Below are 5,244 nucleotides of genomic sequence, written 5' to 3' on the forward strand. Positions count from 1 at the left end.
AGCATCAAACAAACCATGCAACACACGCTCAAAACCCAAGAAGGTCGAAAACGCTATGCGCTTAGAAAGCAAACCATCGAACCGGTGTTTGGGATCATCAAATCCGTCATGGGTTTTAGAACCTTTTCACTGCGAGGATTAGAGGCCGTAAAAGGCGAATGGTCACTTGTGTGTTTAGCCTGGAATATAAAACGCATGGGAGCATTGCGTCTAAAGTAGGGGAAATAGGACAGAAAATCGCTCAATTATGCTAAAAATCACGTATTTTAAGGCAAAAAAGCCCGTTTTGGGCCAACTAGCGATTATTTGCCCGACAGGCTCCTAGAATTTATCAAAAATGATTGTTCTCCTGTTATAGATGATGACGATCAGGAAATTGAGTTTTACATTAATGCAAATGCTGCGGTTCGGTATAGAAAAAAAAGAGAAGTTGCAAGAAATATCCTGTCCGTCCTAAAAAATTTTGGAACGACTGAAAAATCAAAAAACTACCTCAAATCACAGGGTATTTTATTTAGTTATCCAAAGCCAAAAGCTTTACTTTCATATTTAGTAAGTTTTGGTAGCTTTAATAATAATGACATTATTCTAGATTGTTTTTCTGGGTCAGGATCTAGTGCCGAGGCAATAATGGATCTTAATGCGCAAAATAAAGGTAAACGTAAATTTATAATGGCTCAAATCCCCGAACCCACGCCAGAAAACTCCGAAGCCCGCAAAGCCGGTTACGCCACCATTGCCGAAATAGGCAAAGAACGCATTCGCCGAGCCGCTAAAAAAATTAAAGAAGATTATCCAGACACCCAAGCCGACCTCGGCTTCAAAGTCCTCAAACTCGATACCTCCAATATCAAAAAATGGAACCCAAATCTGGACAACCTCGAAACCGACCTACTCGATGCGGTCGATAACATCCTGCCTGACCGAACCCCAGAAGACCTACTCTACGAAGTGCTAATCAAATACGGATTGCCGCTGACATTGCCAATTGAAAAAATCCAAGTCGCCAACCACCAGGCCTGGTCAGTCGCCCACAACTCACTGGTCGCTTGCTTTGACGAACACATCACCCTAGACACCGTCCAAGCCATCGCCAACCTCAGCACACCCGAAAACCCCGTGCTAAGAGTCGTCTTCCGCGACACCAGCTTCACCGATGACATAACCAAAACCAACGCCATCCAACGCCTAAAACAAACCGGCATCGAAGACGTACTGAGTATTTGATTATGTGCAACACAAAGACTGAAGCAAAAATCTTGTCATGGGCCTATGTAGCAAATATCCAAAACGCAGGTGTGCATTGGTTTTTTGATCAAGCAATCCATGCTTATGCCCATGAGTTGTATTTGGCTTCCGCATTAAGCTATATAACAGGAATCGAAGCCTTATTACGGCAGGTAGCAAAGCCACTAGAGAAAAACGATAGTGCGATTACATCAGAATATTTATATTCAAGTACTTTAAGTAATTCTTTATTAAATCAGCTTTATAAGCGGGGCGTAGATGTCACCTGTTTTCGGTTTCCCGAAGAATCAATAGATAGCTTCCTAGCAAAGTTAAGCGAGGAGGATAAAAGCAATAAAAATAATAAAAAGAATAAAGATAATAAAGATAATAAAGATAATGTTAGGCTGGTTCAGTTAAGGCATGACATTAATCATGGAAATATTGAAAATTTTTTTAAAAAAACAGATGGAGGTGAGCCAACTTTTGCCCCTGAGATGATGCAGGGTGTTTGCAAGATATTGGAACCGATGGCATTAACGTTTTTGAATAGTCTAAGAGGAAAAGAGTAATGAAAGCGAATGAAACCAAAATAGAAGACTTTTTGTCTTCAAATAAAACGCAGTTTGTTATTCCAGTGTATCAGCGCAATTATGATTGGAATACTCAGCAATGTAAGCAGTTACTTGATGATATTTTGCAGGTTGGGTCTCGTTCGGATATGAATGTCCATTTCATCGGCAGCATCGTGTATGTGCATGATGATGTTTATACCTCGTCTAAGATTAAAGAATTAACAATTATTGATGGCCAACAACGTTTAACGACGTTAACGCTGATTTATGTTGCGCTTTATCGGTTAGCGATGGAGTTAGATAATCACCAGTTAGTGGATGAAATTAATGAAACCTATTTAATCAATAAGTATGTTTCAGATAGTGAAAAATTAAAACTTAAGCCAACTGACAATAATGAGCGTGCTTTACAGTATTTGTTGCGTTCAGATGAGGGTGAGGAGTTTAATGAGTATTCGAAGTTGATTGATAATTTTCAATACTTCCGTACCCGAATCAATGAGCACAATATGGAATTTGTGCAGCGTGGTTTAGCCAAGTTAATGTTTGTTGAGATTTCGCTTGATCGTGAGAAAGATGACCCGCAACGCATTTTTGAAAGCTTGAACTCAACGGGTTTAGAGTTATCGCAATCCGATTTGATTAGAAATTATATTTTGATGGGTTTGAGTCGTAATGATCAACAGTTAATTTACCAAAACTATTGGGAAATTATTGAAGCCTTAGCGAAGGATGAAGTCGATAATGTTAGCCGTGTTTCGGATTTTATCCGCGACTTTTTAACGCTTGAAAATAAAAAGATTCCTAACAAAGGCAAAGTTTATCAGGAATTTAAAGACAAATTCCCCACGTCAACTTTGGATAATTTGAAAGCCACCTTGTCATCACTCAAACAGTTGGCAAAACACTATAACAAGTTAATTAATCCTAAAAATGAAACCGATAAAGACATTCAGATTCAGCTAGGGTATATCAATCGTCTTGAAATTAATGTTGCCTATCCTTTTTTAATGAAGGTTTATGACGATTATCATCAAAAGTTGATTAATAAGGATGTTTTTCTTCGTGTTTTGGGTGTGGTGCAAAGTTATGCTTGGCGTCGTTTTATCGTTGGTTTACCAACCAATGCGTTAAATAAAGTGTTTATGAGCCTGTATGACAAGGTCGAACCTTCTCGTTATATACACTCAATTGAATCCGCTTTAGTTAGCAAGTCTGGTTCGCAACGCTTCCCACGAGATCAAGAAGTGATTGATGCGTTCAAGTTTAAGGACGTTTATAACATCAAGTCCAAAAACCGTGTGTATTTGTTGGAGCGCCTAGAAAATCATAACAATAATGAGTATGTTCAAATTGAAGGTAATCCGTCGATTACCATTGAGCATATCTTTCCGCAAACTCCGGATAGTAAGTGGCGGGCTAATTTGGATTCGTCGGAATTCAATAAGATTAAAGAAAACTATCTGCACACAATCAGCAATCTGACTTTGTCCGGTAATAATGGCAAGCTGAGCAACAAACCTTTTCTTGAGAAACGTGACTTAGAGAATGCGGGCTATGCTGATAGCCGACTTTGGTTAAATAAGTATTTGTCATCCATTCCACGTTGGAGTTTAGAGCAGGTTGAGGCGCGTTTTGCCCTAATTAGCAATCGTTTTTTAGAAATTTGGCCTTTTCCAAGTGTTCAGCTAGAAGATTCTAAAAATGAAGAACTCAATATTTTTGAGGCCGAAGAACCTAAAGGCAAGAAGTTGGAATATGCGATATTTTTAGATGAAAAGTTGGCGATTACGCAAGTGGCAAAGCTCTATTTGCACGTGATGGAAAAGTTGTTTGAGAGGAATCCAAGTATCTTTTTTACAACGGAGTTGGCTGAAAAAGTTACTTTAACCAAAACACCTGAACACTCTGGGATACGTGAGGCTAGGCCTATTAATGATAGTTACTATGTTGAATCAAATTTAGACAATAATGGAAAGTTTGAGCGTATTAAGTTGGCATTAACACTCTTTGATCTTGAAGATGATCTTTATATAAAGTATGCCTAAATGATGACCTACCAACCGCCATTCACTCTTACCGCGAAAACCCTGAATCTGATCGCTTCCATTAGCGAGCAGTTGGGGCGTTTGTCGGTATTAGTTGTGCAGGGAAAAAGGAGTGTAATCGGTGACTGAGAAAACGAACACGGCCTTGATTCGGTCTTCTGCCGCTGAGTATTTGACCTTTATTGCCGCAAATGGCGAGAGCGGTGTTGAAACGGTTTATGCGGATGAGGATATTTGGCTGACGCAGAAGATGATGGCGGCGCTGTATGATGTGGAAACCCAGACGATTAATTACCATCTAAAGAAAGTTTTTAGCGACAGTGAGCTGGAAGAGGATTCAGTTATTCGAAATTTTCGAATAACTGCCGCAGATGGTAAAAACTACAATACCAAGCATTACAATCTTTCGGCGATTATCGCGGTGGGTTACAAGGTTAATTCAGAGCGCGCGGTGCAGTTTCGTAAGTGGGCAACTAGGGTTATTAAAGAGTTCACCATTAAAGCCTATGTGATGGATGATGAGCGCTTAAAAAACGGCGGCACCACGCTGACTGACCAGTATTTTGAAGAGCAGTTACAACGCGTTCGTGAAATTCGCTTGTCTGAGCGTAAGTTTTACCAAAAGATCACCGATATTTATGCGACGTCGATTGATTATGACGTGACGGCCCAAGCCACCAAGCGCTTTTTTGCCACGGTACAGAATAAGCTGCATTGGGCGATTCATGGTCAAACGGCGGCGGAGGTGATTGTAGAGCGCGCAGACCATCAAAAACACAATATGGGTTTGGTGACTTGGAAAGATGCGCCGAGCGGTAAGATTCAGAAGTTTGATGTGTCGGTGGCGAAAAACTATCTGACTGAAAACGAGATGGCGCAGTTGCAACGCTTGGTTTCGGCGTATTTGGATATTGCTGAAGATATGGCCTTGCGTAAAATCCCTATGACCATGCAAGATTGGGAAGTGCGCCTTAATCGCTTTTTAGAAATGACCGACAGAGAGATTTTGCAAGACGCGGGAAAAGTATCGGCGGAAATCGTCAAGGCGTATGCCGAATCCGAATTTGAAAAATACCGCATTATTCAAGACCGTTTGTATGAATCGGATTTTGATAAATCCATAAAAACACTTATAGAAAAGTAATCGACTATGAAACTTCAGTTTAACCAAAATCTTCCGCATCAAAAGGCCGCTTGGGAAGCGGTAGTCAACCTATTTGAAGGGCAAGAGAGTTGTGTCGCACCCTTTACCATGCCGCAAATCAATAGCATCAGGCCTGGTGATCAGCAGTTTGGTTTGGATTACGGTTCTGATCCCCAGTTGGGAACGGCAAACCGTTTGGTGTTGAGCGAAGACGAACTGTTGGATAACTTAAAGCGCGTGCAGTTAAAAC

6 protein-coding genes and 1 pseudogene are annotated in these 5,244 nt (G+C 40.5%); all 7 read left to right on the forward strand.

Going from position 1 to position 5,244, the window contains the following annotated elements:
* Window positions 1-219: transposase (locus tag NA59_RS12400; protein ID WP_157792637.1), on the forward strand; the 219-nt coding region annotated here is incomplete at its 5' end.
* Window positions 220-306: 87 nt separating this feature from the next.
* A pseudogene (locus NA59_RS15845) lies at window positions 307-657 on the forward strand (DNA methyltransferase); the annotation flags it as partial.
* A gap of 15 nt (window positions 658-672) precedes the next feature.
* The gene (locus tag NA59_RS15610; protein ID WP_232504096.1) at window positions 673-1,227 is read left to right on the forward strand and encodes a hypothetical protein; all 555 of its coding nucleotides are present in this window, start codon (window positions 673-675) and stop codon (window positions 1,225-1,227) included.
* A 32-nt stretch (window positions 1,228-1,259) separates the two neighbouring features.
* Complete coding sequence (locus NA59_RS12410; RefSeq protein WP_157792638.1) at window positions 1,260-1,799, forward strand: hypothetical protein; 540 nt, start codon at window positions 1,260-1,262, stop codon at window positions 1,797-1,799.
* Entirely contained in the window at window positions 1,799-3,850 is a 2,052-nt protein-coding gene (locus NA59_RS12415) for a DUF262 domain-containing protein (RefSeq protein WP_044413356.1), read from the forward strand. The genes NA59_RS12410 and NA59_RS12415 overlap by 1 nt, the downstream gene beginning before the upstream one ends.
* Before the next feature lie 121 nt (window positions 3,851-3,971).
* The gene (locus NA59_RS12420) at window positions 3,972-4,994 is read left to right on the forward strand and encodes a virulence RhuM family protein (protein WP_044413359.1); all 1,023 of its coding nucleotides are present in this window, start codon (window positions 3,972-3,974) and stop codon (window positions 4,992-4,994) included.
* A gap of 6 nt (window positions 4,995-5,000) precedes the next feature.
* A partial coding sequence (locus NA59_RS12425; protein WP_044413362.1) for a hypothetical protein occupies window positions 5,001-5,244 on the forward strand: 244 nt, incomplete at its 3' end.

The sequence above is a fragment of the Thiomicrospira microaerophila genome (assembly GCF_000934765.1).
Taxonomy (GTDB): domain Bacteria; phylum Pseudomonadota; class Gammaproteobacteria; order Thiomicrospirales; family Thiomicrospiraceae; genus Thiomicrospira; species Thiomicrospira microaerophila.